This is a genomic window from Polaribacter sp. 20A6 (assembly GCF_011378915.1).
GTDB lineage: Bacteria > Bacteroidota > Bacteroidia > Flavobacteriales > Flavobacteriaceae > Polaribacter > Polaribacter sejongensis.
Window position 1 is genome coordinate 341,179 of record NZ_WTPZ01000001.1, and the last position, 26,143, is coordinate 367,321.

A 26,143-nucleotide genomic window follows, 5' to 3' on the forward strand; every position below is an offset into this window, starting at 1 on the left:
TTGATTCAATATATATTAAATAATAAACTTAAAGTTATATGTATCCATATTCTTATTGGGTATTTAGGTACTCTTCCATTGTTCCCTAAATTTTATGGATTAATATGTCTTATTATTCCTTTAGTAGTTATTGTTAGTTCAAATAATAGAAATGAAGAAGCTTTTTTGTTTGCTTCTTACATGGCGGGAGGAGAAATATTTTTAAGAATGATTAAAGGTGTTTTTCTTTATGAAACGGGAAAATATGGAGTAATGTTATTTTTAGTTTTAGGTATCATTTTTGGGCCTTTTAAACAACGATTTTCTGTACACTATCTTTTTTATATTTTATTATTATTACTGGGTATTGTCTTTACACAAGTTCCGGAAGGAGAGTCATTACGTACAAATATTGTGTTTAACTTAAGTGGTCCTGTGGTTTTAGGAATTTGTGCTATGTATTTTTATTATAGACCTATAAGTAAACAAAAACTATTAGATGCGTTGTTCTTTATGTTGTTACCATTGTTTTCAATGATTACGTATATGTATTTTAGAACTCCAGATTTAAAAGAAATTCTTTTTGGTGGTGCTGCAATGTCAGAAACATCAGGTGGATTTGGGCCTAACCAAGTGGCTACAGCAGTTGGTCTTGGGATTCTTATTATTGCTGTTTTTTTACTATTGAAAGAAAAATTAACGGGCTATATTTATTTAGATGCTTTTTTTTTAATTTACTTTATTTATAGAGGTTTGTTAACTTTTTCTAGAGGAGGGATTTTTACAGCAGCCATTGCCTTAATTCTTTTTGCATTTTTTTTCATTTTATATAAAAAAATGAGTTTCCAAGTAATTTTTAAGTATGTGCTAATTCTTGGTTTTTTTCTAATTGCTATCTGGGTTTATACTTCTAATATAACAGGGGGAATGTTAGATAATCGATACACCGGTAAAAATGCGGCAGGAATACAAAAGAAAGATATTTCTACAGGTAGGGGAGATTTAATAGCATTTCAATTTAATAATTTCTTTGAAAACCCATTGGGAATTGGTGTAGGTAATGGTAAATATGAAAGAATGAAATCTAATGAGACTATAACAGCAGCTTCACATAATGAAGTTGGTAGGTTGGTAGAAGAGCATGGTTTTATAGGTTTTGTTTTACTGCTATTATTGTTAATTGTTCCGCTCATTAATTTTTTTAAAGCGAATAATTTTCAAAAAGGATTTATAATTGCATTTTATATGATGTGGTTTTTAACAATTAACCATTCAGCAATGAGAGTGGCATTACCAGGTTTTATTTATGCTTTAAGTCTGATAAGAATTACAGATATAGAAAATGATTTGATAGATGAAGAATAAGAGAATTCTCTACATAGGAAATAATTTATCAAAAAAAACAAAGTATCAGACAACAATGACTTTGCTTTCTTCTTTATTAGAATCTGAAGGATATTCTTTGGTCAAATCTTCTTCTAAAACTAATAAACTGATTCGATTAATTGATATGTGTTTTGCTGTCTTTAAAAATAGAAATAAAGTGACCTATATTCTTATAGATACGTATAGTACAACAAATTTTTATTTTGCTTTATTTACTTCACAATTGGCACGAATTTATAATATTAAATATATTCCAATCTTACATGGTGGGAACTTACCTAAGAGATTAAGTTCAAGTCCTAAATTGTCCAAAACAATATTTAAAAATTCATATAAAAACGTAGCACCTTCAAATTATTTAAAAGTAGCATTTAATATTGAGAACTTTAAAACTGAATTTATTCCTAATATAATTTCTTTAAAGGATTATAATTACAACAATAGAACTAATATTCAACCTAAATTATTATGGGTAAGATCATTTAAACACCTTTACAATCCTACATTAGCTATAGAGGTTCTTTTAGAGTTAAAAAAAGAATATCCGAATGCAGTATTATGCATGATCGGTCCTTTTTTAGATGACTCTCATCAGAAAACATTAGAGTTAATAAAAGAGTATAATATAGAGAGTTCTGTTGAACTCACTGGAGTTTTAACAAAAGAAGATTGGCATAAGAAATCAACAGAATATGACATATTTATAAATACGACTAATTTTGATAATACACCAATAAGTGTAATTGAAGCAATGGCTTTAGGTTTAACTGTTGTAAGTACTAATGTTGGTGGTATGCCTTATTTGATTGATGATAAAATTGATGGTTTGTTAGTTGAAAAAGAAAACGTAACGGCAATGACCAATGCTATTATAGATGTAGTTAAAGTGGAGCACCCGACATTATCTAAGAGAGCAAGAGAAAAGGCAGAAACTTTTGATTGGGAAGTTATAAAGTATAAATGGTTTAAAATTTTAAAATGATTTATAACAAATTAATTGAAAATGTTTTTTTACCGATTGGAGATTTCATAAATAAATCATCTTATCTAAAGCAATTAAAGTATTGGCGGGAAGTAGATACTTTATCGGAACGTGAATTAGAAGATCTTCAGAAAAAGAATTTAAAAAATATTTTAGAACACACCGTAAATAATGTTTCTAAATATAAATCAATTCAATTAGAAGGAAACGACCCTTATAAATGGTTAGAAAGTTTCCCTATTTTAACTAAAAATGACATAAGAACAAACGCAGATAATTTACTTTCTAGAAAAGTAACAAAAACAGATTTAATTACATATTCGAGTAGTGGCTCTTCTGGTATACAAAGCACTGTTTTTATGAATAAAGAAGAGCAGTCAAATATTAGAGCTATTTTGTCTCATTGGTGGGAGTGGAGTGGTTATAAATTAGGAAACACTGTTGTACAAACAGGTATGTCACCTAATAGAGGTGTTTTAAAAACTATTAAAGATGGATTGTTTAAAACAAAATATATCACGGCTTTTTCATTAACAGAAGAACAATTGGCATCCCTTTTTAAAGAAATAAATAATACTAAAAATTATTATTTAGCAGGTTATGCATCTTCTTTAAATATTATTGCAGAATATGCCTTAGAGCATAATTATAAGGTACATTTTAAAGGAGCCATAAGTTTTGGAGATAAAATGTTTAGTCATTATAAAAAAAATATAGAAAAAGCTTTTACAACAAAAGTATATGATACATATGGTTGTAATGAAGGTTTTTTAATTGCTAGTGAAAAAGATTTAGAATATAAGTATATCATGACTCCACATGTGTATTTAGAAATTTTAGATGATGATAATAGGCCTTTGCAAGATGGAGAATTAGGTCATGTGGTTGTAACACGTTTAGATGGTTATTCAATGCCGTTAATTCGTTATAAAATAGGTGATTTAGCAATTAAATTACCAAAAGAAAAATACCCAAAGAACAGGGAGTTTAAATATCCTTTATTAGAAAAAATTGTTGGTAGAGATACGGATGTTATTCTTTTATCTCAAAATAAAAAACTGACAGTTCATTCATTTACAGGTATTTTTGAGTATGTTCCAGAGATTAAACAATTCAAAGTTATTCAAGAGAAAAAAGGAGAAATAAATATTGAATACATTAAAGATACTGGATTCAATAAAGGTGTTTTAGAAAATGTAACTAATGAGTTGCAAAAGTATATTTTAGACGATGATTTTAAAATTCATTATACAGAAGTGCAATTTATAGCTGCATCAAAATCAGGAAAACCACAAATTGTAGAGTCTAGGCTTTTAAAAAATAATAATATTAAATAATTAAGTTATAACTGTGAGTAAAAATATTGTAATTATTTCTAATTATTATCCCCCAGAAATGGGCGCTGCTGCAAATAGGATAAAAAATTTGGCAGAAGGCTTAAAAGATAAAGGCAATAAAGTAACTGTTATATGTCCGCTACCCAATTACCCAAAAGGTAAAATATTTGAAAAGTATAGTGGGAAATTTTTTATTGAAGAAGAAATAGATGAAATTATAGTAAAAAGATATTGGATTTTTCCTTCTACATCTAAAAATGCAATTATCCGTTTATTCAGTATGTTGTCTTTTGCATTGTCTTTTTGGTTTTCTGTTTTTAGTTTTTTAAGAAAGAAACCAGATGTTTTTATCATTCAATCTCCACCACTATTAGTAGCACTTTCTGGTTTAGTATTAACAAAGGTTTTAAGATGTAAGAATATTTTAAATGTTTCTGATATTTGGCCATTATCGGCATTAGAATTAGAGGTTATAAAAAAAGGTTTTTTTTATAGTTTCTTAGAAAAAATAGAAAAGCTAAATTATAAACTGGCTGATAAGATTATAGGACAATCAGAAGAAATAATATCACATATAAAAGGAGTTGTAGATAAACAGTTTTTAATTTATAGAAATGTGCCTAACTATAGAGAGTATGTTACTAAAGAAAAAAGTAAAGGGAATTTAAAAATTGTTTATGCAGGTTTATTAGGCTATGCACAGGGGATTTTAAATATTTGTAATCAAATTGATTTTAAAGAAATTGGTGCAGAATTACATATTTATGGTGCAGGAATGGAAGAAGATCAAATTATAGAATTATCGAAAAACCCTGAGAATAATATTTATTTTCATGGAATAAAATCTGCAAAAGAAATTAAAGATGAAATAAGGAAATACGATATTGGTTTTGTTCCTTTAAAAAATAAAATTTACGGAGCCGTACCTTCTAAAATTTTTGAATTAATGCAATTAGGAGTTCCTATTTTATATATTGGATCTGGTGAAGCAGAAAAAATTATACAAGCACAAAAGGTGGGATTATTTTCTGAGCCAAATGATTTTGATGCTTTAAGTGAAAATATTTCTAACCTAAACAATATGGATAATACAACCTATATAGTCCATTCTAAAAATTCGATATATGCTCATTTAAAAGAGTTTAATTTAGAAAAACAGATGATTGAACTTCAAAATTTTATAAACTCAAACTAAAAGATGCTCTTTAACTCTGTAGATTTTGCGGTCTTTTTGCCCATCGTTTTCATTTTATACTGGTTTGTTTTTTCAAAAAAAGCGGTACAACAAAATGCAGTTATTTTAATAGCTAGTTATGTTTTTTATGGTTTTTGGGATTGGCGTTTTCTTATTTTAATCCTTTTTAGTTCTATTGTCGATTTTTTGATTGGTAAAAAACTTGGAGAAATAAGTAACGTCTCTAAGCGGAAATTATTAATAACAATTAGCATTGTAATTAATTTAGGCTTGCTTGGTTTTTTTAAATATTATAATTTCTTTTTAGATAGTTTTACAGCTGCTTTTACTTTTTTTGGAAGTTCTATTTCAGCAGATAGATTAAACATTATTTTACCGGTTGGTATTAGTTTTTATACATTTCAAACCTTAAGTTATTCAATAGATGTTTATAGAAAAAAGTTGGAACCAACACCTAATTTTTTAGCATTTTCATCATTTGTTAGCTTTTTCCCGCAATTAGTTGCAGGACCAATAGAAAGAGCGACTAATTTACTACCCCAGTTTTATAAGAAAAGAATATTCTCTTATGATAAAGCAGTTTCTGGTGTACAATTAATTGTTTGGGGTTTTTTCAAAAAAATAGTAATTGCAGATAATGCTTCAATTATAGTAAATGGAATTTTTAATAATTATGAAAATCAATCTTTTGAATCTCTTTTAATAGGAGCATTCCTTTTCTCCTTTCAAATATATGGAGACTTTTCTGGGTACTCAGATATTGCAATTGGTACAGCCCGACTTTTTAATATCGATTTAATGACCAATTTTAAGTTTCCTTATTTATCAAAAAATATTGGTGAATTTTGGAAACGTTGGCATATTTCTCTTTCTACTTGGTTTAGAGATTATGTATATATTCCGCTAGGCGGAAGTAAGGGAACGTTACTTAAATCGATAAGAAATGTAGGTGTTGTATTTATAGTTAGTGGGTTTTGGCATGGTGCAAATTGGACCTTTATTTTTTGGGGATTTATGCATGCTGTTTTATATATTCCACTTTTTATTGCAATAAAGAAGAGAAAAACAGAGGTTAAGAAATCTAACGCTATTGTAAATGGTTTTAAAATTGTTAGTACTTTTATTTTAGTAATGTTTTCTTGGATTGTATTTAGATCTCTAACAATTACAGATGCTTTTAATTATATTTCAAGAATAATTACTTTCTCTACCGGAGGCGATTTTTATGCTTCAACAAGTAAATACTTAATTATTACTGGAATTACGTTTTGTAGTATTTTCTTTTTAATAGCAACTGAGTTTTATAATGATAAAAAAGGAAGAGTTGAAACCTATTTTAATTCTTATTTTTTAATTCTATTATGTTTACTAACGGCTTTTTTGGGAGCTATAAAAAATCATGCAGATTTTATCTATTTTCAATTTTAAAAGATGAAGAAATTTATAAAAAAAATAATTTACTTTTCGGCCTTAGCTTTACTTTTAGGAAATATAATTGGTTTTTCTGCTAGTTATTTTTTAAGAAAATCTAGTTTTTACAAAAGTGCATTTTTAGTAAACGGATTTAATCCAGATAAAAAATTAGATTATTTTGTAGTTGGTTCTAGTAGAGGGTTAACGACTATTAATACAAGTTTAATTGATGAAAAACTAAAGACAAATGGTGTTAACCTATCTATGGATGATACCGATTTAAAAACTCAGTTTTTAATGGTTCAACATTTCTTTGAATCTAATTTTAAAGCAAAGTATTTGATATTGGTTTTAGATGCGAATCACTTTTTAAATACACCATCAAAATTAGGTAGCAATGATTATCGATTTGCACCTTTTGTAAATAGAAATTATATAAAAAACCATTTTAAGAAATATGAAAATAGCACTTTAAATATATTAACTAATGCTAATTTCAATCCGTTTTTCGCATATTCTTACTATAATTTAGAGTTGTTGCTTCCGGCAGCATTAAGTGCTTTAAAACCTCAGTTTAGAAATAAATTTGATGCTTATGGTAACTATTCTTATCCGTCTTCTGGTCATGAAAAAGAAAAAAGTATTTCTAAAATAAAAGAAATACATACAGAAATTACAAATCCAATAATTAAAGAGATTAAAAATTATTTAAATGAGAATAATTGCGAATTAATAATTTATATTGCTCCTTATCAATCAGAAAAGTATACTTTTAATAGTATGTTGGGTGATTTTGTTATAAATCATTCTGCTGTTTTGGAGAATAAAGACCAATTTTTTTATGATAGAATTCATGTAAATAACAAAGGAAGGGAACAGAGTACATTATTTTTTATAAATAACTTTAAAGCACTTATAAATTAGTATTCTTTTTATAAATTTGTCATCATCTCCCACAATTTTTTTTAATATTTATTTCAATTAGGTGTTTAGTTGAATTAATTTAAATGAGTTATATAAAATAATATCGTTTGGCTACAAAAATATCTTACTTTAATGTATCGGAAAGAAAGCTTTTCTTAAGAATAATAGATGTTATTATTCTTCTTTTTAATTTATATTTAGCTTCATTATTTATCAATTTTACATACATAAAATTTAAAAGCAATGCCATTCTTAATTGGTTGCTATTATTGATGTTTTATTTTCTAATTTTTGGTCAAATTTTTCAGCTCTACGGCTTAAATGTTTCTAATAATAGGTATTTAACTGTTAGAGCAACTGTGCTTACAGTCTTTACCACAACTATTTTTTATGTTTTTACGCCTTATTTTGCACCAGAATTACCACAGAATAGATTACAAATAGTCTATTTTTTCTTAATTTCTTTTATTCCACTTTTACTTTGGAGATTCATCTATATATCTTTAATATTTTCTCCAAAGTATTTTAAGTCAGTCATTTTTATTGGTAATTCAGAAAGAATTAAAAAATTATTGACTCAAGTTAATAGTGATTCTTTTCATCATGTGCATGCTTATTTGTCAGATAAAAAGTTAGAAGGGATTGATAGTTATATGGATATTTCTAAAACTACTATATCCTCAATTTTGGAAAATAATGTAATTTCAGAGGTTATTGTATCAAAAAGAGATCTTTCTGACGAAGTAGTAAATCGTCTAAACAAAGAGCTTATTTTGTTATTTGAGAAAGGCGTAAATATTGTGAGTTATGAAACTTTTTATGAAAATGTAAATGTTAGAATTCCTAGAGAATATTTAGATCATAATTTTTATAGACACATCAATTTTAGTAAGAATAATTCTAATAATTTCTATCTTTTTGGTTTAAGAATTGTAGATATATTACTTTCATTAGTAGGAGCAATAGGTTTTTTATGTGTTATTCCGTTAATTTTTATTGGTAATATTATCGCAAACAGAGGTCCTTTATTTTATACACAATTAAGAGTCGGAAAAAATGGTAAACCTTTTAGAATTTTTAAGTTGAGGTCTATGGTTAGAGATGCCGAAAAAGGTGTAGCTGTTTGGGCTAAAAAAAATGATACTAGAATTACTACTTTTGGAAATTTTTTAAGACGAACTAGATTAGACGAAATGCCTCAGTTTTTTAATATTATAAAAGGAGATATGAGTTTAATTGGTCCTAGACCAGAAAGGCCAGAGTTTGTAAAAGATTTAGAAGATAAGATACCATTTTATACAATTAGGCACGTTATTAGACCTGGTTTAACAGGTTGGGCTCAAGTAAATTATCCGTATGCAAATACTATAGAAGAGCAAGAAACTAAATTGCGCTACGATTTGTATTATATTAAAGAGCGTAGTGCTTTTCTAGATTTTAAGATTTTTATAAAGACATTTACTACGGTCTTATATTTTAAAGGGCAATAATTTTTTTTGATAAATAGTAATACCTTACTACAAGTAATACTAATAAAGGGATTATAACTACAGGGAACACCTGAATTTCTACAATCCATAGAACAGGGATTATTACTAGAAATAATAGTAATAATTGCATGTATCTTTTCAACCATTTTGGTTGATGAGTTTTCAATAATAGAAAAGCAACTACTACATTAGGAGCAAATGCCCATAATAAGTTAAAATTATTTGGAGCTGTGGAGTGTGTTGAGAAAAACCAAAGAAAAAACAATGCACAACCGATAAGACCTGTTACAAAGAATAAGGTAAAATCTAAAGATTTGGTTCTTTTATTGTTTTTAAAGTCTTTATATGTAATGTAAATACCTAATAGAGCTATAAGACTAAAGATTAAAAAAGGATTAAAAATTGAAATCTTAGCTTCTTTTTCTTTAAATTTTAGAAGTACAATTTCATTCTTTATCAGTTCTTGTGGTTGATTTTTAATAAAAACGGTAGCACTTTTAAAAGAACTATATACATAGTCTGGTAAATACATATATTGTTCAAAAGTTGCTTGCTCATCTAGTTTTGTACCTGCTATTAAATTTAATCCAAAAGTTCCCCAAGAATTCCAAGGAATTTCATTGTTTGTTAATTGTCTGAATGTGAGGTTTTTTTCTAGGTTGTTATCATCAAAAACAACTTTATCACCTAAAATGGTTTTGGTAATATCTCTTAATTTGGTAGCGCAATTATCAAAATAAGGATCGTATTGATAGTTGCTGTTTTTTGGCAAAGCATTTTTTTCTAAGAATTTAAAATAGCGTTGCTTTTCTTGCGTAGTTAAATTTAATACTTGTTCTTTTAACCAACGTTTGTCTCTTCTGTAACTAGCTATAAAGTATTTAAAATCATAGCGAGCTAAGCTATAAATCATATTTCCTTTTGCAAAGTTTGTATAAAAGTTAGGCTGATTAAAATCAAACATTCCGTAATTGTAAATTAAATCTAATTTTAAAACGGGATCTTTAATTCTAATAGCAGAATGTCCAAAAGCTTCATATAATTCTTCTCCTGGTCCTGCAGTAACAATACTAACTTCTGCATATTCAGAAAGTTGTAGTTGTGCTTTTAAGGGTGAAAATATGGAAAGTAAAAATAGTAAGAGAAAGTACTTTTTGTTCATAAAAATTAAGGTCTAAAAAAACTATAATCTATAGTAATTGAAAAAATATTTGAATACAATGCGTTACCAACACTACCGATGTTTGTTAAAGCATAATCTATTTTTATGCCATTGTATTTAAAACCAACACCAAAATTGGGTTGCATAGAAAGCGATTTTGAATTGTCGAATTCTGTGATGTATTGAAAATTACCAACACCAGCTCTTAAGAAAACTAATTCATCATAATCTAACTGAAAACCCATTGCTGGGTCTATACTTACTACATCAGAAGAAAATATATCGTTGGTTTTGGTAAAACGCATATTTGCATTTGCTTCCGAAAGAAGATTAAACATACGGCCTATTCTCCAGCTTTTAGCTACTCCTAATTGTAATTTTGGTTTGGTGATTTCTGTTGTTTCTGGTAAATCTTGATTTTGCCCAGGAATGGCGTCTTTAATCTTGTTAAATTCATCTTCATTAATCGCCCAACTATTAAAAGTGGTGGTAATGTCTCTAGCCATCAAGCCAAACTTCCAAGAATTGCGTTCAAACTGAATTCCTGCATCAAAGCCAAAACCATATGATGAAGCAAAATCCCCAATAATTCTTCTAACAATTTTAGCATTTACACCAAATTTAACATCCTTAAAAATTAAATTTCTAGCATACGCAAAGTTAAAAGCATAATCTACTGAAGAAAAAAGTTGAATTCTATTATAATCGATGTTTCCATCACTGTCAATTAATTCTGTAGTATTTAAAATATCATCTACACCAAAACGTATTATAGAAATTCCAACCGCACTTTCTTTGTCTATTGGCATTGCAAAACTTGCATGGTTGTAATTGGCTATTCCTGCAAAGTAAGAGGCGTGCATTAACGATCCTTGATAGTCCTCTATACCTACTAATCCCGCAGGATTCCAATAGATCGAGTTGACATCATTGGTTGTAGCAACAACACTTTTGCTCATTCCTAGTCCAGCAGCATCAACTCCTATAGTTAAAAATTCATTAGAGTAACTTCTAAATGCTTGTGCAGATAAAAGAAGTGGACTAAGTAGTATAAAAAATAATATTTTTTGTTTCAAAGGATGAAAATTATCAGTAACAAATATCTAAAAACATACTAAAATAACAGTAGTTTTTTAAAGATATTGTTTATAATAGATTTATCTGAATATTTTGCCTGATAAATCTTTCAATTCTAAGTTCTAACCAGTTGTTTTTAGCGTTGTAAAAAGAAGAGATAAACCCACAATGCCCCCCATAAGTTGTAGTTTCAAAGAAGAAATTTTTAGAATTTTTTGCTTCATCGATAGGGAAACATTTATCGGACAAAAAAGTATCATCTTTAGAGTTGATCAGTAAAGTTGGTGTTTCTATTTTTGATAAGTATGGTTTTGCACTTGCTTTTTCCCAATAATCTTCTGGACTCTCAAAACCAAAAACAGGAACTGTATATAGACTTTCTAAATGTTTAAATCGGGTAGCTTTTGCTAGTTGATCTTTATCTAAATTAAATTCAGGAAACTTTGCAGCCTTATCTAAAATTTTAGTCTTCATACTTTTTAAAAAACGCTCTAAATAGATTTTGTTCTTTAATTTCTCTAATTCATATTCTCCCGAAGCAATATCAATAGGAACAGAAATTGCAATTCCGCCCTTTATTTTAGGTGATATATTTTCTGATTGCTCTCCTATATATTTTAAGGTTAAATTACCTCCTAAACTAAAACCAACTAGTATAATATTGTCATAATTATAATTGTCTAGAAGATGCTTTATAACAAAATCTACATCTTCTGTTTTTCCACTGTGATATGTACCTAAAAGCAAATTATCATCGCCAGAACAACCTCTTAAATTAAAACACACAGTATCTAACCCTTTTTGGTTTAAGTGTTTCGTTGTAGATACGATGTATTTAGATTGAGAACTTCCTTCTAAGCCATGAATTAATAAAACTAAGGTTTTGGAACCAACTAGAGAAAAGTCTAAATCAATAAAATCTTTATCCCATGTAGAAATTCTTTTTCTTTTATAGTTACAGGATTCTTTTGAGAAAACAGATCTATAAATAGTATTTAAATGACCACTTTTAAAAAGGAAGGTAGGAGTGAAGTCTGAGGTTAATAAAGGCATTTTTTCTGTTTGTAAAGTTTAAAATCAAAAATAATGAGATGTTACAAGCGTTCATTTTGATTTTATTGGTGAATTCGTGGCAAGTTCTTAAATATTAGTACAAATATTGCAAAATTTTAAGGATTATGAAAACCAATAAAATCGATTTTCTTATTTTAGCCTTTAAATAAAACCTTAAAATGAATTTAAAAAAACACATTCCTAATTTAATAACGCTTGGTAATCTTTTTTGTGGAACAATTGCAACAATTTTTGCTGTGGAAGGAGATTTTGTTTTTGCTGGTTTATTTGTTCTTTTAGGTATTCTATTTGATTTTTTTGATGGTTTTGCCGCTCGATTGTTAAATGTTTCTGGAGAGTTAGGGAAACAACTAGATTCTTTGGCAGATATGGTTACAAGTGGTGTTGTACCAGGAATTATTGTTTACAAACTATTAATAGAAAACACTTCTGGTTTATATGATTTTAACGAATTCAATTATTTGCCTTTTGTAGGTTTACTATTAACTTTAGGAGCTTGTTATAGATTGGCTAAATTTAATATTGATACGAGACAATCAGATTCCTTTATAGGTTTACCAACGCCTGCAATGAGTTTGTTTATCATTTCTTTGCCTTTAATTCAAGAATATTCTACAGTAGAATTTGCTCAAAATTTAATAGGAAATAATTATTTTTTAATTGCAATTACTTTATTATTAACCTATTTAATGAATGCAGAGTTGCCTTTATTTTCTTTAAAGTTTAAAGAGTATTCTGTTAAGAGTAATTTGGTGAAATATTTGTTTTTATTAGTTTCTTTATTAATGATTATCTTCTTACAGTATATTTCAATTCCTTTAATAATTATACTTTATGTAACTTTATCTATTATTAGTAATTTTAGAAAAAAAGAAACAGTTTAAATCTGTTAGACTTACAAAAAGCGTCTGTGAAAAATAAAATAAGATTTTTAAATTAATAGGTAAGTATTTAACTGCAAGGATTATAGTTTAAAACAATTAATATGTGTAGTTGAGTGCGGTCAAACCTATTTTAGTGGTCTAATAGTTCCTGATTGATTTTTATATAAAAAAAGCCCTTTCAATTTTAAAACTGAAAGGGCTAATATTAGTAATTATAAAAAAAGTAGCTTAAAATATCTTCTTCTTTTTCAATTCGAAATCTTTACCTAAATATACTTTTCTAACCATTTCATCTGCAGCTAATTCTTCTGGAGTTCCGCTTTTTAGAATACTTCCTTGGTACATTAAATAGGTTTTGTCTGTAATGGCTAAAGTAGCTTGTACATCATGATCTGTAATTAAAATACCGATGTTTCTGTCTTTTAAATGAGCTACAATACTTTGTATATCTTCTACAGCAATAGGGTCTACACCAGCAAAAGGTTCATCTAATAAAATAAAATTTGGATCAGAGGCTAAGCAACGTGCAATTTCTGTTCTACGTCTTTCTCCACCAGACAATAAGTCTCCTCTGTTTTTACGAACATGGCCAATATTAAACTCTTCAATTAAAGACTCTAATTTTTCTTTTTGTTCTTTTTTTGATAAATCTGTAAATTGTAAAACAGACATAATATTTTCTTCAACAGACAATTTTCTAAAAATAGAAGCTTCTTGTGCTAGATAACCAATCCCTTTTTGAGCACGTTTATACATGGCATCTTCGGTAATTTCTTCATCATTTAAGAAAATTTTACCAGAATTTGGTTTTATCATCCCAACAATCATATAAAAAGAAGTTGTTTTTCCAGCTCCATTAGGACCTAAAAGTCCGATAATTTCACCTTGTTTTACCTCTAAAGAGATTCCGGTAACAACTTTTCTACTTCCGTAGATCTTCTCTATATTTTCTGCTCTTAAAATCATATTTCTTTACAATGTATTATTGTGTAAACGTTTAATTGTGTAATTGTTGTTGTTTGTAAAAGTAATAATTGTAAAGTATTAAAATCTTAATATAATTATAAAGATTTAACAATTACACGTTTAAACAATTCAACAATTAAACCTTTTCATGAAGCATTTCCCAATACTCAACAGCTCTTCTTAAATGCGGAATAACAATAGTACCACCAACCAAGGTAGCAATAGACATCGTTTCCATCATTTCTTCTTTAGTAACTCCATTTTTCATAGCAGCTTCTAAATGGTATTGAACACAATCATCACAACGTAAAACCGCAGAAGCCACTAAACCTAAAAGCTCTTTTGTTTTAACTGGTAAATGACCTTCTTTAAAGGTATTTGTGTCTAAATTGAATATCCTTTTTATAACTTTATTGTCAGAATCTAAAATTTTATCGTTCATTTTCTGACGATAGTCATTAAACTCCTGTACCTTTTCGTGCATCTTTATTTTGTTTTTTTATTACTATTTTAGAAACTCTAATACTTACTTCATATAAAATAAGAATTGGAATGGCTACAATTACTTGACTAGCAACATCTGGTGGTGTAATAATAGCTGCTAAAATTAATACAACTACTAAAGCATGTTTTCTATATTTTCTTAAAAACTCTGGTGTTACCAAACCAATTTTGGTTAAAAAGTAAACTAAAACAGGTAATTCAAATAAAATAGAAACACCTAATAACATATTGGTCACTAAACCTATATGAGAGTCCATTGTAAAGTTATTCTGAATTAAATCTGTAATTTGATAATTATACAAAAAGTGTATAGAAATAGGTGCAATTACATAAAAGCTAAATGCGATACCACAGAAAAATAAAAAAGAAGCTATAAAAATAAATCCTCTAGACTTATTTACTTCCTTTTTTGTTAATCCAGGTGCAACAAAACGCCAAATTTCCCATAATAAATATGGGAAAGCTAGTATAATACCCAATATAAATGAAGACCAAATAGAATTCATTAATTGTTGGGTGGGCTTTAAACTTATTAAGTTATCTTTAAAAACAACATTACAAAAGCTACTATCCAACTTAAAAAAAGTGAAAAAATCACAAAATAGTTGATAGGTTATAAAATCGGATTTTCTGTGTGCTAATAAGAAGTTTTCATACACTTCTTTTTGAAACACAAATAATACAATTGCTATGATAAATATTGCGGCAGCACTTCTTACCAAGTGCCATCTTAATTCTTCTAAATGACCTAAAAAGGACATTTCTTTTTGTTGCTCTGCCATTAAAAAATACCTTCTTTAATTAAATCATGTAAATGTACGACACCAACATATTTGTTTTTATGATCTACAACTAACATTTGTGTAATGCTGTTTTTTTCCATTAAAGTTAATGCATCTACCGCCATTGCATCTTCTAAAATAGTTTTTGGGTTTTTACCCATTATATCTTTTGCTGTAATTTGAGAAATTTGTGTAGATTTAGAAAGCATTCTTCTAATATCTCCATCGGTAATAATACCGGTTAATTTTTCTTTATTTAAAACAGCAGTAACCCCTAATCTTTTTTCAGAAATTTCTACAATAACTTTAGCAATACTATCTGTTTCGTTAACAACAGGAACTTGGTTTTTCTCTACCAAATCAGATACTCTTAAGTACAAACGCTTACCTAAAGCGCCTCCAGGATGGTATTTTGCAAAATCTTTACTTGTAAAACCACGTAAATCTAGTAAACAAACAGCTAGTGCATCACCCAAAACTAATTGTGCAGTTGTACTTGTTGTTGGTGCTAGGTTATTTGGGCACGCTTCTTTTTCTACATAAGCATTTAATGTAAAGTCTGCATGTTCGCCTAAATAGGAGTCTACATTTCCTGTAATTGCTACTATTTTATTTCCATAATTTTTTATCAATGGAACTAAAACTTTAATTTCTGGAGTGTTACCGCTTTTAGAAAGACATATAACAACATCGTCTTGTTGTACATTTCCTAAATCTCCATGAATAGCATCTGCAGCATGCATAAAAATAGCAGGTGTTCCTGTAGAATTAAATGTAGCAACTATTTTAGCAGCAATGTTTGCGCTTTTACCAATTCCGGTTACAATAACCCTTCCATTAGAATTTAAAATAAAATTAACGGCCTCTTCAAAGTCCGCATCAATTAATTTTGCTAAATTAGCAATAGCATTACTTTCTGTTAAAATAGTTTCTCTGGCAGTATTTATAATTGTGTTTGTCTTTTTCAAATGTTTGGTGTTTTATCAGAATAAAAAAAAGTTATATCTTTAGATTAAGAAACAAGCAAATTTACTATAAATAATAATTAGAGCAAATATAATAGTATGTTTGTGAGTTGATTTTAAAGTTAAAATAATATTTAATAAAAATGGATTTATATACCCCTCTAAAAAAGTTCTTTGGATTTAATAAATTTAAAGGTTTACAAGAGCAAGTAATTAAAAGTATTGTTGAGAATAACAATACTTTTGTAATAATGCCAACAGGTGGAGGAAAGTCTCTTTGTTATCAGTTACCTGCATTAATGACAGAAGGAACTGCTATCGTAGTTTCTCCATTAATTGCTTTAATGAAAAATCAAGTAGATGCAATTAGAGGTATTTCTGAACACAATGGTGTGGCACATGTTTTAAATTCATCTTTAAATAAGACAGAAGTAGCTCAAGTTAAAGAAGATATTACGAACGGAATTACAAAACTTTTGTATGTAGCGCCGGAATCTTTGATAAAAGAAGAGTACGTTACTTTTTTAAGAACTCAGAAGATTTCTTTTGTAGCGATTGATGAAGCGCATTGTATTTCTGAATGGGGACACGATTTTAGACCTGAATATAGAAATCTAAAACATATTATTAAGGCCATAGATAATGTACCTGTTATTTGTTTAACGGCAACTGCAACAGAAAAAGTACAAGAAGATATTTTAAAAACTTTAGGGATTCCGGAAGCGAATAGATTTAAAGCGTCATTTAATAGACCTAATTTATTTTATGAGGTAAGACCAAAAACGAAGGAAGTAGAAAAAGATATTATTCGCTTTGTAAAACAAAGAATGGGTAAATCTGGAATTATCTACTGCTTAAGCAGGAAAAAAGTTGAAGAAGTTGCTCAGATTTTACAAGTAAATGGAATTAAAGCAGTTCCGTATCATGCAGGTTTAGATGCTAAAACAAGAGTAAAGCATCAAGATATGTTTTTAATGGAAGACTGTGATGTAGTAGTTGCTACGATTGCATTTGGTATGGGAATAGACAAGCCAGATGTGCGTTTTGTAATTCATCATGACATTCCTAAAAGTTTAGAAAGTTACTATCAAGAAACAGGTAGAGCGGGTCGTGATGACGGAGAAGGATATTGTTTAGCATTCTATGCGTATAAAGATATAGAAAAGTTAGAGAAATTTATGGCAAGCAAGCCCGTTGCAGAGCAAGAAATTGGGCATGCATTATTGCAAGAAGTGGTTGGTTATGCAGAAACGTCTATGAACAGACGTAAATATTTGTTGCATTATTTTGGCGAAGAATTCGACGCTGAACATGGAGATGGAGCAGATATGGATGACAACTCTAGAAATCCGAAGAAAAAACACGAAGCTAAAGAAGACGTTCAACTTTTATTAAATGTTGTAAAAAAGACCTTACAAAAGTATAAATCTAAAGAGATTGTAAATACAATAGTAGGAAAAGAAAATGCTTTATTAACTTCTCATAAAACGCATTTACAACCCTTTTTTGGAAGTGGTAAAGATAAATCTGCACTTTATTGGATGGCACTAATCAGACAGATTTTGGTGGTGAACTTAATAAAGAAAGAAATAGAACAATATGGTGTTGTTAAATTAACTGAAAAGGGAGATGCTTATATAAAGAATCCTACTTCTTTTATGATGACAGAAGATCATTCTTATAGTGAAGAAGATGATAACTCTATTATTACAAATGCTAAATCTTCAGGAGGTGTTGCTGATGATAAGTTAGTAAAACTATTAAAAGATTTACGTAAAAGTGTAGCAACAAAACAAGGAGTGCCTCCATTTGCTGTTTTTCAAGATCCATCTTTAGATGATATGGCTTTAAAATACCCAATTAACTTAGCGGAGCTTTCTACAGTTCATGGAGTAGGAGAAGGTAAAGCAAGAAAATTTGGAAAGGATTTTGTAAAATTAATTGCTACTTATGTAGAAGAAAATGAAATTCTAAGACCAGATGATTTAATAGTAAAAAGTACAGGGACAAATTCTGGCTTAAAGCTTTTTATTATTCAGAATACGGATAAAAAATTACCTTTAGAAGATATTGCAAAGTCAAAAGGACTTGAAATGGGAGAATTAATTAAGGCTATGGAAGGAATTATTTTTTCTGGAACGAAGCTGAACATTGATTATGCTTTAGATGATTTACTAGACGAAGATCAACAAGAAGAAATTCATGATTATTTTATGGAAGCAGATTCTGATAATATACAAGAGTCTTTAGATGAATTTGATGGTGATTATGATGAAGAGGAATTAAGATTAATGCGAATTAAATTTATAAATGAAGTAGCTAATTAATACAGGTTCTTATAGAGTACAAAGAAAATTATTAGTAGAATATTTATTACAAAACAAAAAAGCACCTAGAAATAGGTGCTTTTTTGTTTTGTAAAAGAAGTAAAATTCTATAAAGTAAAAATAGTAAGTAATACTCCTAAAATAATGGCAATAAATTTTTTCAAATTAAATTTATGATTTTCCGATCCTTCAAAAAGAATAATGGTAGAAATATGAAGAAAGACACCAATAATTATAGCTGTTATTTCTTTTGCATAGGTTGTGAAAAATTGAATTTTATCACCTAATAATAATCCAAGAGGACTCATCAATGCAAAAACAATCAAGAAAATAAACGTTATTTTTTTAGAGTATTTTGTCTGAATTAAAAAGGTTGTTAAAACAAATGCAATTGGTATTTTATGCACTATAATTGCCCATAACAAATTATCACCTGCGTGATGAATAGGTAAACCTTCGGAAAAGGCGTGTAAAGACAAACTTATAAATAACAAGGTTGGAAACTCTTTACCATCAGAATGAATATGAATATGTCCGTGTTCTGCTCCTTTAGAAAAAGATTCTAATACAGACTGAATAATAATTCCGATTAATATAAAAATTCCTATTTTTTTATATTCTGTAGTTTCAGCATATACTTCTGGCAGTAAATGTAGAATAGTAACAGATAACAAATAGGCACCACTAAAAGCTAATAATAGACGAACAGCTTTTTTACTTGGTTTTATTATATAGACCAGTAAAGAACCAATAAAAACTGCTGTTAATAATAAGACATAACTCATTTTGCAATAATAATTAATCGATCAGAAGTTTTAGCTTCAAAGTTATCTAAGTTGTAATTTCCAAAAACGCTTGTAATTGTAAATCCTACTTTTTCTAAAAATGTGGTCATTTTAGCAAGGTCTAAATACTTTACTTGTTCTGTATAAGAGTGGTTTTCTCCATCAGCAAAGAAAGAAATATGCTTTAAGATAAACCCATCTTTTATTTCTCTTTCAATGTGAAAGGTAATATTATCTACAGTTTTTATTTCCTTCTTTACTAAATTCAGCTTTACTTTTTCGGCATTTAAAAAGTCGAATACAAAAAATCCGTCTTTGTTCAGGCCGTTTTTAATGTTTTCTAGAATTAAAATATCCTCTTTATCGTCTTTAAAATACCCGAAACTTGTAAATAAGTTAAAAATAGCATCATACGTATGATGAAAAGGTTTGCGCATGTCATGCACATTAAATTTTAATGTATTATTTTCAAATTCTTTTGCAGCATTAATACTGTTTTCTGCCAAATCACCACCAGTAACAGTATAACCTAAAGAGTTTAAAAACACAGAATGACGCCCTTTACCACATGGTAAATCTAAAATATGCGTTGTTTTTGGCAAGCTTAAAAAAGAAGTAATATTCTTCATAAACAATTGCGCTTCATCGTCATTTCGTTCCTTGTAAAGTGTGTGATAGTAAGGGGTATTAAACCAATCTGTAAACCAATCTTTTGTTTTCATTTTTATAAAATTTGCAATAACCAGCGAATTACTTTCATTGCTATTGGCCATTCTTAGACTTTTGCCATTATAGACATTTCAGTCTGTAAAAGTAACCAAATCTTACGTTCTGTAAAATGAATTTCTTAATTAGTATAAAAGCTATTTATAAATAGTATTTTTGCAGTCAATTTTATGAGCATGAACAAAGATTTTAAAATGACAGCAACAACACTTTTCGGTTTAGAAGGTGTTTTGGCAAAAGAGTTAAGAGACCTAGGAGCACAAGATGTTAATGAGGGAGTTAGAATGGTTTCTTTTAGAGGGGATAGCGGTTTTATGTACAAAGCAAATATTGCTTTAAGAACAGCTGTAAGAATTTTAAAACCGATTAAAGTTTGTAAAATCTACGATGAAGAAGATTTGTATGAAGCAATTCAGAAAATTAAATGGGAAAACTATTTAGAAACTGAAGGTACCTTTGCAATAGGAGCTGTCGTAAATTCTAAGAATTTTACGTCTAACTCACATTATATCTCTTTAAAATCTAAAGATGCAATTGCAGATTACTTTAGACATAAATATAGTAAAAGACCAAATGTAGATTTAGATTATCCAGATTTAAAAATTCACATTCACATTCAAAAAGACTGGTTAACCGTTTCTTTAGATTCATCCGGAGATTCTTTGCATAAAAGAGGGTATAGAACAGCGACTAATATTGCGCCAATAAACGAAGTTTTGGCTGCAGGTATGGTTTTATTGTCTGGTTATACTGGAGAGGAAAACTTTATAGACCCAATGTGTGGTTCTGGTACCATTTTAATTGAAGCTGCTATGATTGCCTGTAATATTCCGGCAAACATCAACAGAAAATTATTCGCTTTTGAGAATTGGAAAGATTATGATGAAGATTTGTATTTTACCATTCAAGAATCCTTATTAAAGAAAATACGTTCTTCTCATTTTAAAATAATGGGGTTTGATAAAGCGCCTTCTGCGGTACAAAAAGCACAAGACAATGTTGCAAATGCCAATTTAGATGATTTTATAGGGGTGCACCACGTTAACTTTTTTAACTCAACAAAAGAAGTTTTTGGTAACACTACTATTTTATTTAATCCACCTTATGGTGAGCGTTTAAACATTGATACAGAAGAGTTTTATAAGAAAATAGGAGATACACTTAAAAATAATTATCCTGGTTCTACAGCTTGGTTAATTACTTCAGATACAGATGCTTTAAAATGCGTAGGACTAAGGACTTCTAAAAGAATTGCCCTTAAAAATGGAGATTTAAACTGTAAGTTTGTAAAGTACGATTTGTATGAAGGAACTCGTAAGTTTAAAGAACGTAAAGAGGATTCAGATACAGAAGTAGAAACAGAAACGGAAGATTAGATTCTTTTTGTCATTGCAAGTTTACATAGCAATCTGTTAAAAAAAATAAGTAAAGAACGTTCTAATTATATAGGACGTTCTTTTTTTTTGAAGCTATTTAATGCTTGGAGTTTATATTGAGCGTAGTCGAAAGATACTTGCTTATTTTATACTGAAAAGGAATAAAAAAGAGTTCAAAAAATTGCTTCAATCAGGGATAGATTTGTTTGTCAGCCTTGGTTATCAATAAAAAGCTTAATTATTTCTAGACCTATACTTGAAAGTTTTTCTTTCTACTAATTTTAACTAGTTTCGTCTGTTATTATTTTTGTTCTGTGTTTTACACCCCAATCTCTTATAGTTTCTATTACTTTATCTAAAGATTTTCCGTAATCGGTAAGGCTATACTCTACAGATACTGGCATTGTATCAAAAACAGTTCTATTTACCAATCCATTTACTTCTAAATCCTTTAATTCTTTAGATAACATTCTAGGAGTAATTCCTACTATTTGACGCTCTAACTCTTTAAATCGGTGGTTTTGAAATGAAAGTGCAATAATTATAGGCAATCTCCATTTTCCGCCTATCAGTTCAAGGACATCACGCACCGGAAGAATAAAAGTCTTACATTCTTGATGTGTGTGTATCTCTTTATGTTTGTTTTCTAAATTCATAATACTCTTAAAATAGATTATTGGTATACTAAAGTATACTGCTATACTTTTGTATATCGATATACATTGTATAGCAAAATTATATATTTTTGTGTTATAAATAAAGATAAGAAGATGAAAAACACATTAATAGTAAATTATACACCAAGAATAGGATCTAATACTAAAATATTAGTAGATCATTTTACAGCATTAAATAAAGATAAAACAAAAATTACTGTTTTAGATTTGGCTAAAACAGCTCCTGATTTATTGTTAGAAGAAAACCTTAATCTATATGTAAAAAGAAATTTTGGTGGTGTAGATTTAAGTGAAGATGAACAAAAAAGAATGTATCATAATGATAAAATAGTACAACAAATACTAGATGCCGACTTTATTGTTTTAGCAAGTCCTCTTTATAATTTTTCAATTCCTGCTACTGTAAAAGCATGGTTTGATACCGTAATTAGTGCGGGTAAAACATTTACACAAACAGCAACAGGGCCTAAAGGGTTGTGTGGGAATAAGCAAGCAGTATTACTAATGACAAGTGGAGGCGATTTTAATAGTGAACCATTAAAAAATGTTAATTTTGGATCTCCGTTAGTTGCTACCTGTTTTGGATTTATGGGCATACCATCAGAAAGTATTACAGCATTTGGCTTACAACAATACCAAGACAAAGCGACAGAAATTTTGGAAAAAGCTAAACAAGAAGTCGAAGTTCTAAGCAATAAATGGTATTAATACTGTATATAATAAATTAAATATAGCTTAAAAAAGAATTTTAAATACCTATATAGTTGGTGTATTCTCTTGAACCGATGATTTAAGGGAATAAAAATATAATTTAAAACAGCTAATTATAGAGGAATACTGGGGGAAATTGGATGTAATAATTCTATATTGATTCTTTTTTTAGTAAAATATCAAAAATATTTTATAGGTTGTTAGTTTTTAACTTACACAGATTTTAGGATAGTGTCTTTTTTTTACAAAGCAATTTATACTATAATAGTAAAGAAGTTATCTAAAAAAGGTTAAATCTTGTCATACTGAACTTGTTTCAGTATCTCAACTTATTGAAGTTCAATCTTCATAAGAATCTGAAATAAATTCAGATTGACAAAAAATCTTTTTTTAGATAACTTCTTTTTTTTTTGAAGCTATTTCCTGCTTTCCGTTATATCTTTTTGTGAAAAACAAAAAGGATACCACTTCAATCAGGGCTAGACTTGTTGGTAAACTTTTAGATAAATTTAATGAAAAAAGCCTTTAAAAAACTGAATAAATTTCAGTCTTTTAAAGGCTTTTTTATATCAATTTTGTAATTATTTATTCAACTTGTTTCTTTGAATTAGCTTTTTTTAATTCTTCTAAAATTAATTTTTGATTAGTAATAACTTCATCAATTCTAAGCATCCACGCTCCAAATGCTCTTATTAAAAAAACGATTACAACGATTATTACAAGTCCGATAATAAAATCCATATTATTAAATTTAGGTTATTTGTTATTACTTTTATTAAAGTTACTGCTTTAAAAAACCGATCTCAGTTATTATTTAAACTCTATTATTTCTGCAGTCATAGTTGCTGAAACTCTTTTTTTAGTTTCAATTAAATCAACAGATACGTTTACAAGAGCTCTACTACCAATTAATTCTACACCAGCTGCTTTTGCTTGTTCTAACATTTTAGCTTTAGCTCTAGAGATAATTCCTTCTTTATTTGTAATGTTTCCTGTCAATATTTTTTCTGTAACTGTACCTGTAAAACTACCTAGTACATTAAAATTTGAACTTGATAAAATTGTTTGAGTCTGATTTTGTTGTTGATAACCGCCACTATATAAGCTTGATGTTTTACATGATGTTAGTGCAGCAGCAATAACCATAATAATAAAAGTTTTTTTCATTTAATTGATGTTATATAATTTTGCCTACTCCTTTTTAAAGTCCTTTTTCAGCTTGTTCAGACATTATTTATTGTGATCTATTTTATTTAAATAAGTTCAATGTTTTTGATAAATTAAATTAAGGTTTGACTTATATTTTAATTATTTAAAATTACTTTCATTTTTTTTAATAAACTTACGGGTTTCCGTAATATTAACTGTTTTAGGAGGAAAGAATATGTTTTATTTTTAGGTATTTTATTTGTGAATTACTATTTCTTTTTTAAACAAAAAAAATCCAAAACAATTAAGTTTTGGATTTTTTATGATCTAAATATTTTACCTTTTAGTTACTTCTTTTTTTGTTGTGCTTGTTGCTCTTGTGCTTGCTTCATAGCATCGTCTATTTTTTGACGGAATTTACTTTTCTTCTTTTCCGGTTTCTTTTTGTTTTCTTCTATTTGAGCATGAATTTTATCTTCATCAATAACAAAATTCTTAATTACCAACATAATAACAATCGTTAGTAAGTTAGAAATAAAGTAGTACAAACTTAATGAACTTGCGTAGTTGTTAAAGAAAAACAACATCATAATAGGAGAGAAGTAAATCATATACTTCATCATTTTTCCCATATCAGGCATACCTTCTTGTGTAGGTGGCTGCATATTTGCTTGCTGACTTTGGTTCATTTTCATGTAAAAGAAAATTGCGACAGAAGCTAATATTGGAAATAAACTTACGTGATCTCCATAAAAAGGTATTTTAATTGGCAATTGATAAATCATATCATAAGAAGATAAATCATTTGCCCATAAAAAGTTCTCTTGTCTTAAGGCTAAGTTTGTTGGGAAAAACTTGAATAATGCAAAGAAAACTGGCATTTGTAATATGGCAGGAATACAACCAGATAACATGCTTACACCAGCCTTACGCTGAATAGCCATGGTTTCTTGCTGACGTTTCATAGCATTTTCTTTCCCAGGGTATTTATCATTTAAAGCCGTTAACTCAGGTCTAATCACCTTCATCTTAGCACTTGATAAGTAAGATTTATATACTAACGGAGACATGATGATTCTAACAACAATTGTCATTAAAATAATAATTAATCCGTAGTTAGATAAGAATCCTTTTAAGAAATTAAATACTGGGTAAAATACAGTTCTGTTTAAGAAACCAAAAATTCCCCAACCTAAATCTGCTGTATGATCTAAATCAGTACCTTCAAAAGTCTTTAATAAGTTATAATCACTTGGTCCGTAAAACCATTTCATGTTATAATTTAATTCACCACTAGCTAGTTCTAACGGAGTTTTTAACTCATATCGTTTTGTGAAAACCGTATCTAATTCTTCATTTTTAATAAGATCTGTAGAAGTTACAGTACTATTATTAAAAGGAGTATCAGTTAATAAGATAGATGTAAAGAAGTGTTGTTTATAAGAAATCCAATCTACATCATTTAAAATTTCTGTGTTACCAGCGTTTAAATAATCTACATCATCTTCTGTTTTATAGTACAGATGAGAGTACATAGTGTTTTCTGTCTTTACACTCTTTTCATGTGCATAACCATCTAAAGACCAATCTAAATTAATTGGGGTAGAAGAGTTAATTACATTGCTTAAACCTTGAGAACGAACCGCGAAATTAACCATGTAATTTTTTTGTTTCATCTCATATCTATATTCTAAAAATTGTGTGTCTGAAACTTTTAATTTCATAGAAAGTATTGTGCTTTCTCCATTTTTAGAAATAGAAGGTTCAAAGAATAAGTCTTTGGTGTTTAAAATTCTATTGTCTGTAGTACCAAAATTGATGTTAAAAGACGCGTTTTTGTCTTTTATCATATATAAAGGTAAAGAATCGTGTGTTTTATAATTCTTAATTTCAGCCTCTATAATTTGTCCCCCTTTATTACTAACGGTTAATTTAACCAAGTCATTTTCTAAAACAGAAGTACCGTTAGAACCTTTTATTGCACTTTGTGCAAAAGCACCAAGTTTAGTTGTGTAAGCAATTTGTTTTAAAGAATCGTTTTCAAAAACAGGTGTGTTTTCTGTAAAAGTATTCGATGTGTTGTTTGTAGTGTCTACAATTTGTTCAGTATTCGTAGAAGGATCCGTAGTTTCATCTGGTTTGGTAGAGTTAATCCAGTATAATAAAATACCTCCTAATAATAACATTCCTATAAAAGAATTGATATCGAATTTTTTTTGTTCCATGTGTTATTTTAAAATGTCAATTTGTCATTAAACCAAAAATATCTTTT

Annotated in this window: 24 protein-coding genes; 11 read left to right on the plus strand and 13 right to left on the minus strand. The window is 28.4% G+C overall.

The window, feature by feature from the left end; genetic code table 11:
- The 7 genes from GQS57_RS01510 (at position 1) to GQS57_RS01540 (ending at position 8,706) form a co-directional block, all read left to right on the plus strand.
- Positions 1-1,344 carry an O-antigen ligase gene (locus GQS57_RS01510; RefSeq protein ID WP_165730526.1) on the plus strand — a complete coding sequence of 448 codons (1,344 nt, stop codon included), beginning with the start codon at positions 1-3 and terminating at the stop codon, positions 1,342-1,344.
- Positions 1,334-2,347 carry a glycosyltransferase family 4 protein gene (locus GQS57_RS01515; protein ID WP_165730528.1) on the plus strand — a complete coding sequence of 338 codons (1,014 nt, stop codon included), beginning with the start codon at positions 1,334-1,336 and terminating at the stop codon, positions 2,345-2,347. Before GQS57_RS01510 ends, GQS57_RS01515 begins: the two co-directional genes overlap by 11 nt.
- Positions 2,344-3,684: a phenylacetate--CoA ligase family protein gene (locus GQS57_RS01520; RefSeq protein WP_165730529.1), complete on the plus strand. Its 1,341-nt coding sequence runs from the start codon at positions 2,344-2,346 to the stop codon at positions 3,682-3,684. Before GQS57_RS01515 ends, GQS57_RS01520 begins: the two co-directional genes overlap by 4 nt.
- A 13-nt stretch (positions 3,685-3,697) precedes the next feature.
- The gene (locus GQS57_RS01525; protein ID WP_165730530.1) at positions 3,698-4,879 is read left to right on the plus strand and encodes a glycosyltransferase family 4 protein; all 1,182 of its coding nucleotides are present in this window, start codon (positions 3,698-3,700) and stop codon (positions 4,877-4,879) included.
- A 3-nt stretch (positions 4,880-4,882) separates the two neighbouring features.
- Positions 4,883-6,307 (plus strand): MBOAT family protein, encoded by a 1,425-nt coding sequence (locus GQS57_RS01530; RefSeq protein ID WP_165730531.1) that lies wholly within the window; start codon positions 4,883-4,885, stop codon positions 6,305-6,307.
- Between the two features lie 3 nt (positions 6,308-6,310).
- Positions 6,311-7,216, plus strand: coding sequence for a hypothetical protein (locus tag GQS57_RS01535; protein ID WP_165730532.1), 906 nt, complete (start codon positions 6,311-6,313; stop codon positions 7,214-7,216).
- A gap of 107 nt (positions 7,217-7,323) precedes the next feature.
- Positions 7,324-8,706: an exopolysaccharide biosynthesis polyprenyl glycosylphosphotransferase gene (locus GQS57_RS01540; protein WP_165730537.1), complete on the plus strand. Its 1,383-nt coding sequence runs from the start codon at positions 7,324-7,326 to the stop codon at positions 8,704-8,706.
- Here GQS57_RS01540 and GQS57_RS01545 read toward each other — a convergent pair.
- The 3 genes from GQS57_RS01545 to GQS57_RS01555 all read right to left on the minus strand — a co-directional run bounded on the left by GQS57_RS01545 (position 8,693) and on the right by GQS57_RS01555 (position 11,998).
- On the minus strand, positions 8,693-9,868 hold the full coding sequence (locus tag GQS57_RS01545; protein ID WP_165730540.1) for a DUF4105 domain-containing protein: 1,176 nt from the start codon (positions 9,866-9,868) through the stop codon (positions 8,693-8,695). The two genes, GQS57_RS01540 and GQS57_RS01545, sit on opposite strands and share 14 nt — an antisense overlap.
- 5 nt (positions 9,869-9,873) lie before the next feature.
- A complete protein-coding gene (locus GQS57_RS01550) occupies positions 9,874-10,944 on the minus strand; it encodes a PorV/PorQ family protein (RefSeq protein ID WP_205860169.1) in 1,071 nt (356 codons plus the stop codon).
- A gap of 70 nt (positions 10,945-11,014) precedes the next feature.
- A complete protein-coding gene (locus tag GQS57_RS01555; RefSeq protein ID WP_165730542.1) occupies positions 11,015-11,998 on the minus strand; it encodes a YheT family hydrolase in 984 nt (327 codons plus the stop codon).
- Positions 11,999-12,177: 179 nt separating this feature from the next.
- Here GQS57_RS01555 and GQS57_RS01560 point away from each other — a divergent pair, with 179 nt between their 5' ends.
- Positions 12,178-12,903 (plus strand): phosphatidylcholine/phosphatidylserine synthase, encoded by a 726-nt coding sequence (locus tag GQS57_RS01560; RefSeq protein ID WP_165730544.1) that lies wholly within the window; start codon positions 12,178-12,180, stop codon positions 12,901-12,903.
- 228 nt (positions 12,904-13,131) lie between these two features.
- Here the strand turns inward: GQS57_RS01560 and lptB are convergent, their stop codons facing one another.
- From lptB to GQS57_RS01580, 4 genes are all read right to left on the minus strand, one after another.
- Positions 13,132-13,869 carry an LPS export ABC transporter ATP-binding protein gene (gene lptB, locus GQS57_RS01565; protein WP_165730546.1) on the minus strand — a complete coding sequence of 246 codons (738 nt, stop codon included), beginning with the start codon at positions 13,867-13,869 and terminating at the stop codon, positions 13,132-13,134.
- 136 nt (positions 13,870-14,005) lie between these two features.
- Positions 14,006-14,353: a carboxymuconolactone decarboxylase family protein gene (locus GQS57_RS01570; protein ID WP_165730548.1), complete on the minus strand. Its 348-nt coding sequence runs from the start codon at positions 14,351-14,353 to the stop codon at positions 14,006-14,008.
- Entirely contained in the window at positions 14,328-15,155 is an 828-nt protein-coding gene (gene tatC, locus GQS57_RS01575; RefSeq protein WP_165730549.1) for a twin-arginine translocase subunit TatC, read from the minus strand. Before tatC ends, GQS57_RS01570 begins: the two co-directional genes overlap by 26 nt.
- Entirely contained in the window at positions 15,155-16,123 is a 969-nt protein-coding gene (locus GQS57_RS01580; protein ID WP_165730551.1) for an SIS domain-containing protein, read from the minus strand. Before GQS57_RS01580 ends, tatC begins: the two co-directional genes overlap by 1 nt.
- A gap of 140 nt (positions 16,124-16,263) precedes the next feature.
- Between GQS57_RS01580 and GQS57_RS01585 the strand changes: the two genes are divergently transcribed.
- Positions 16,264-18,447, plus strand: a complete 2,184-nt coding sequence (locus tag GQS57_RS01585) for an ATP-dependent DNA helicase RecQ (RefSeq protein ID WP_165730553.1) — start codon at positions 16,264-16,266, stop codon at positions 18,445-18,447.
- A gap of 107 nt (positions 18,448-18,554) precedes the next feature.
- Here GQS57_RS01585 and GQS57_RS01590 read toward each other — a convergent pair whose 3' ends face one another.
- Positions 18,555-19,232 (minus strand): ZIP family metal transporter, encoded by a 678-nt coding sequence (locus GQS57_RS01590; RefSeq protein ID WP_165730555.1) that lies wholly within the window; start codon positions 19,230-19,232, stop codon positions 18,555-18,557.
- Complete coding sequence (locus tag GQS57_RS01595) at positions 19,229-19,954, minus strand: class I SAM-dependent methyltransferase (RefSeq protein WP_165730558.1); 726 nt, start codon at positions 19,952-19,954, stop codon at positions 19,229-19,231. The genes GQS57_RS01590 and GQS57_RS01595 overlap by 4 nt, the downstream gene beginning before the upstream one ends.
- Positions 19,955-20,134: 180 nt before the next feature.
- On the opposite strand from GQS57_RS01595, the gene GQS57_RS01600 reads away from it, so the two are divergent.
- Positions 20,135-21,334 (plus strand): class I SAM-dependent RNA methyltransferase, encoded by a 1,200-nt coding sequence (locus GQS57_RS01600; RefSeq protein ID WP_165730559.1) that lies wholly within the window; start codon positions 20,135-20,137, stop codon positions 21,332-21,334.
- 281 nt (positions 21,335-21,615) lie between these two features.
- Here GQS57_RS01600 and GQS57_RS01605 read toward each other — a convergent pair whose 3' ends face one another.
- Entirely contained in the window at positions 21,616-21,990 is a 375-nt protein-coding gene (locus GQS57_RS01605) for a helix-turn-helix domain-containing protein (protein ID WP_165730561.1), read from the minus strand.
- Positions 21,991-22,104: 114 nt separating this feature from the next.
- On the opposite strand from GQS57_RS01605, the gene GQS57_RS01610 reads away from it, so the two are divergent.
- A complete protein-coding gene (locus GQS57_RS01610) occupies positions 22,105-22,719 on the plus strand; it encodes an FMN-dependent NADH-azoreductase (RefSeq protein ID WP_165730563.1) in 615 nt (204 codons plus the stop codon).
- 588 nt (positions 22,720-23,307) lie between these two features.
- On the opposite strand, the gene GQS57_RS01615 is transcribed toward GQS57_RS01610, so the two are convergent.
- From GQS57_RS01615 to yidC, 3 genes are all read right to left on the minus strand, one after another.
- Positions 23,308-23,463: a hypothetical protein gene (locus tag GQS57_RS01615; RefSeq protein ID WP_165730565.1), complete on the minus strand. Its 156-nt coding sequence runs from the start codon at positions 23,461-23,463 to the stop codon at positions 23,308-23,310.
- 69 nt (positions 23,464-23,532) lie between these two features.
- Positions 23,533-23,889 (minus strand): DUF6567 family protein, encoded by a 357-nt coding sequence (locus GQS57_RS01620; protein ID WP_165730567.1) that lies wholly within the window; start codon positions 23,887-23,889, stop codon positions 23,533-23,535.
- 329 nt (positions 23,890-24,218) lie between these two features.
- Entirely contained in the window at positions 24,219-26,096 is a 1,878-nt protein-coding gene (gene yidC, locus GQS57_RS01625; protein ID WP_165730569.1) for a membrane protein insertase YidC, read from the minus strand.
- Positions 26,097-26,143 lie beyond the last annotated feature (47 nt).

What these genes read in the sequence shown, in the direction of transcription:
- GQS57_RS01555 (WP_165730542.1), bottom strand. Translation starts at nt 11,998, where the DNA reads ATGCCTTTATTAACCTCAGACTTCACTCCTACCTTCCTTTTTAAAAGT.
- GQS57_RS01590 (WP_165730555.1), bottom strand. Translation starts at nt 19,232, where the DNA reads ATGAGTTATGTCTTATTATTAACAGCAGTTTTTATTGGTTCTTTACTG.
- GQS57_RS01595 (WP_165730558.1), bottom strand. Translation starts at nt 19,954, where the DNA reads ATGAAAACAAAAGATTGGTTTACAGATTGGTTTAATACCCCTTACTAT.
- GQS57_RS01600 (WP_165730559.1), top strand. Translation starts at nt 20,135, where the DNA reads ATGAACAAAGATTTTAAAATGACAGCAACAACACTTTTCGGTTTAGAA.
- GQS57_RS01605 (WP_165730561.1), bottom strand. Translation starts at nt 21,990, where the DNA reads ATGAATTTAGAAAACAAACATAAAGAGATACACACACATCAAGAATGT.
- GQS57_RS01615 (WP_165730565.1), bottom strand. Translation starts at nt 23,463, where the DNA reads ATGGATTTTATTATCGGACTTGTAATAATCGTTGTAATCGTTTTTTTA.
- lptB (WP_165730546.1), bottom strand. Translation starts at nt 13,869, where the DNA reads ATGATTTTAAGAGCAGAAAATATAGAGAAGATCTACGGAAGTAGAAAA.
- GQS57_RS01610 (WP_165730563.1), top strand. Translation starts at nt 22,105, where the DNA reads ATGAAAAACACATTAATAGTAAATTATACACCAAGAATAGGATCTAAT.
- GQS57_RS01585 (WP_165730553.1), top strand. Translation starts at nt 16,264, where the DNA reads ATGGATTTATATACCCCTCTAAAAAAGTTCTTTGGATTTAATAAATTT.
- GQS57_RS01520 (WP_165730529.1), top strand. Translation starts at nt 2,344, where the DNA reads ATGATTTATAACAAATTAATTGAAAATGTTTTTTTACCGATTGGAGAT.
- tatC (WP_165730549.1), bottom strand. Translation starts at nt 15,155, where the DNA reads ATGGCAGAGCAACAAAAAGAAATGTCCTTTTTAGGTCATTTAGAAGAA.
- GQS57_RS01560 (WP_165730544.1), top strand. Translation starts at nt 12,178, where the DNA reads ATGAATTTAAAAAAACACATTCCTAATTTAATAACGCTTGGTAATCTT.
- yidC (WP_165730569.1), bottom strand. Translation starts at nt 26,096, where the DNA reads ATGGAACAAAAAAAATTCGATATCAATTCTTTTATAGGAATGTTATTA.
- GQS57_RS01535 (WP_165730532.1), top strand. Translation starts at nt 6,311, where the DNA reads ATGAAGAAATTTATAAAAAAAATAATTTACTTTTCGGCCTTAGCTTTA.
- GQS57_RS01515 (WP_165730528.1), top strand. Translation starts at nt 1,334, where the DNA reads ATGAAGAATAAGAGAATTCTCTACATAGGAAATAATTTATCAAAAAAA.
- GQS57_RS01570 (WP_165730548.1), bottom strand. Translation starts at nt 14,353, where the DNA reads ATGCACGAAAAGGTACAGGAGTTTAATGACTATCGTCAGAAAATGAAC.
- GQS57_RS01545 (WP_165730540.1), bottom strand. Translation starts at nt 9,868, where the DNA reads ATGAACAAAAAGTACTTTCTCTTACTATTTTTACTTTCCATATTTTCA.
- GQS57_RS01620 (WP_165730567.1), bottom strand. Translation starts at nt 23,889, where the DNA reads ATGAAAAAAACTTTTATTATTATGGTTATTGCTGCTGCACTAACATCA.
- GQS57_RS01530 (WP_165730531.1), top strand. Translation starts at nt 4,883, where the DNA reads ATGCTCTTTAACTCTGTAGATTTTGCGGTCTTTTTGCCCATCGTTTTC.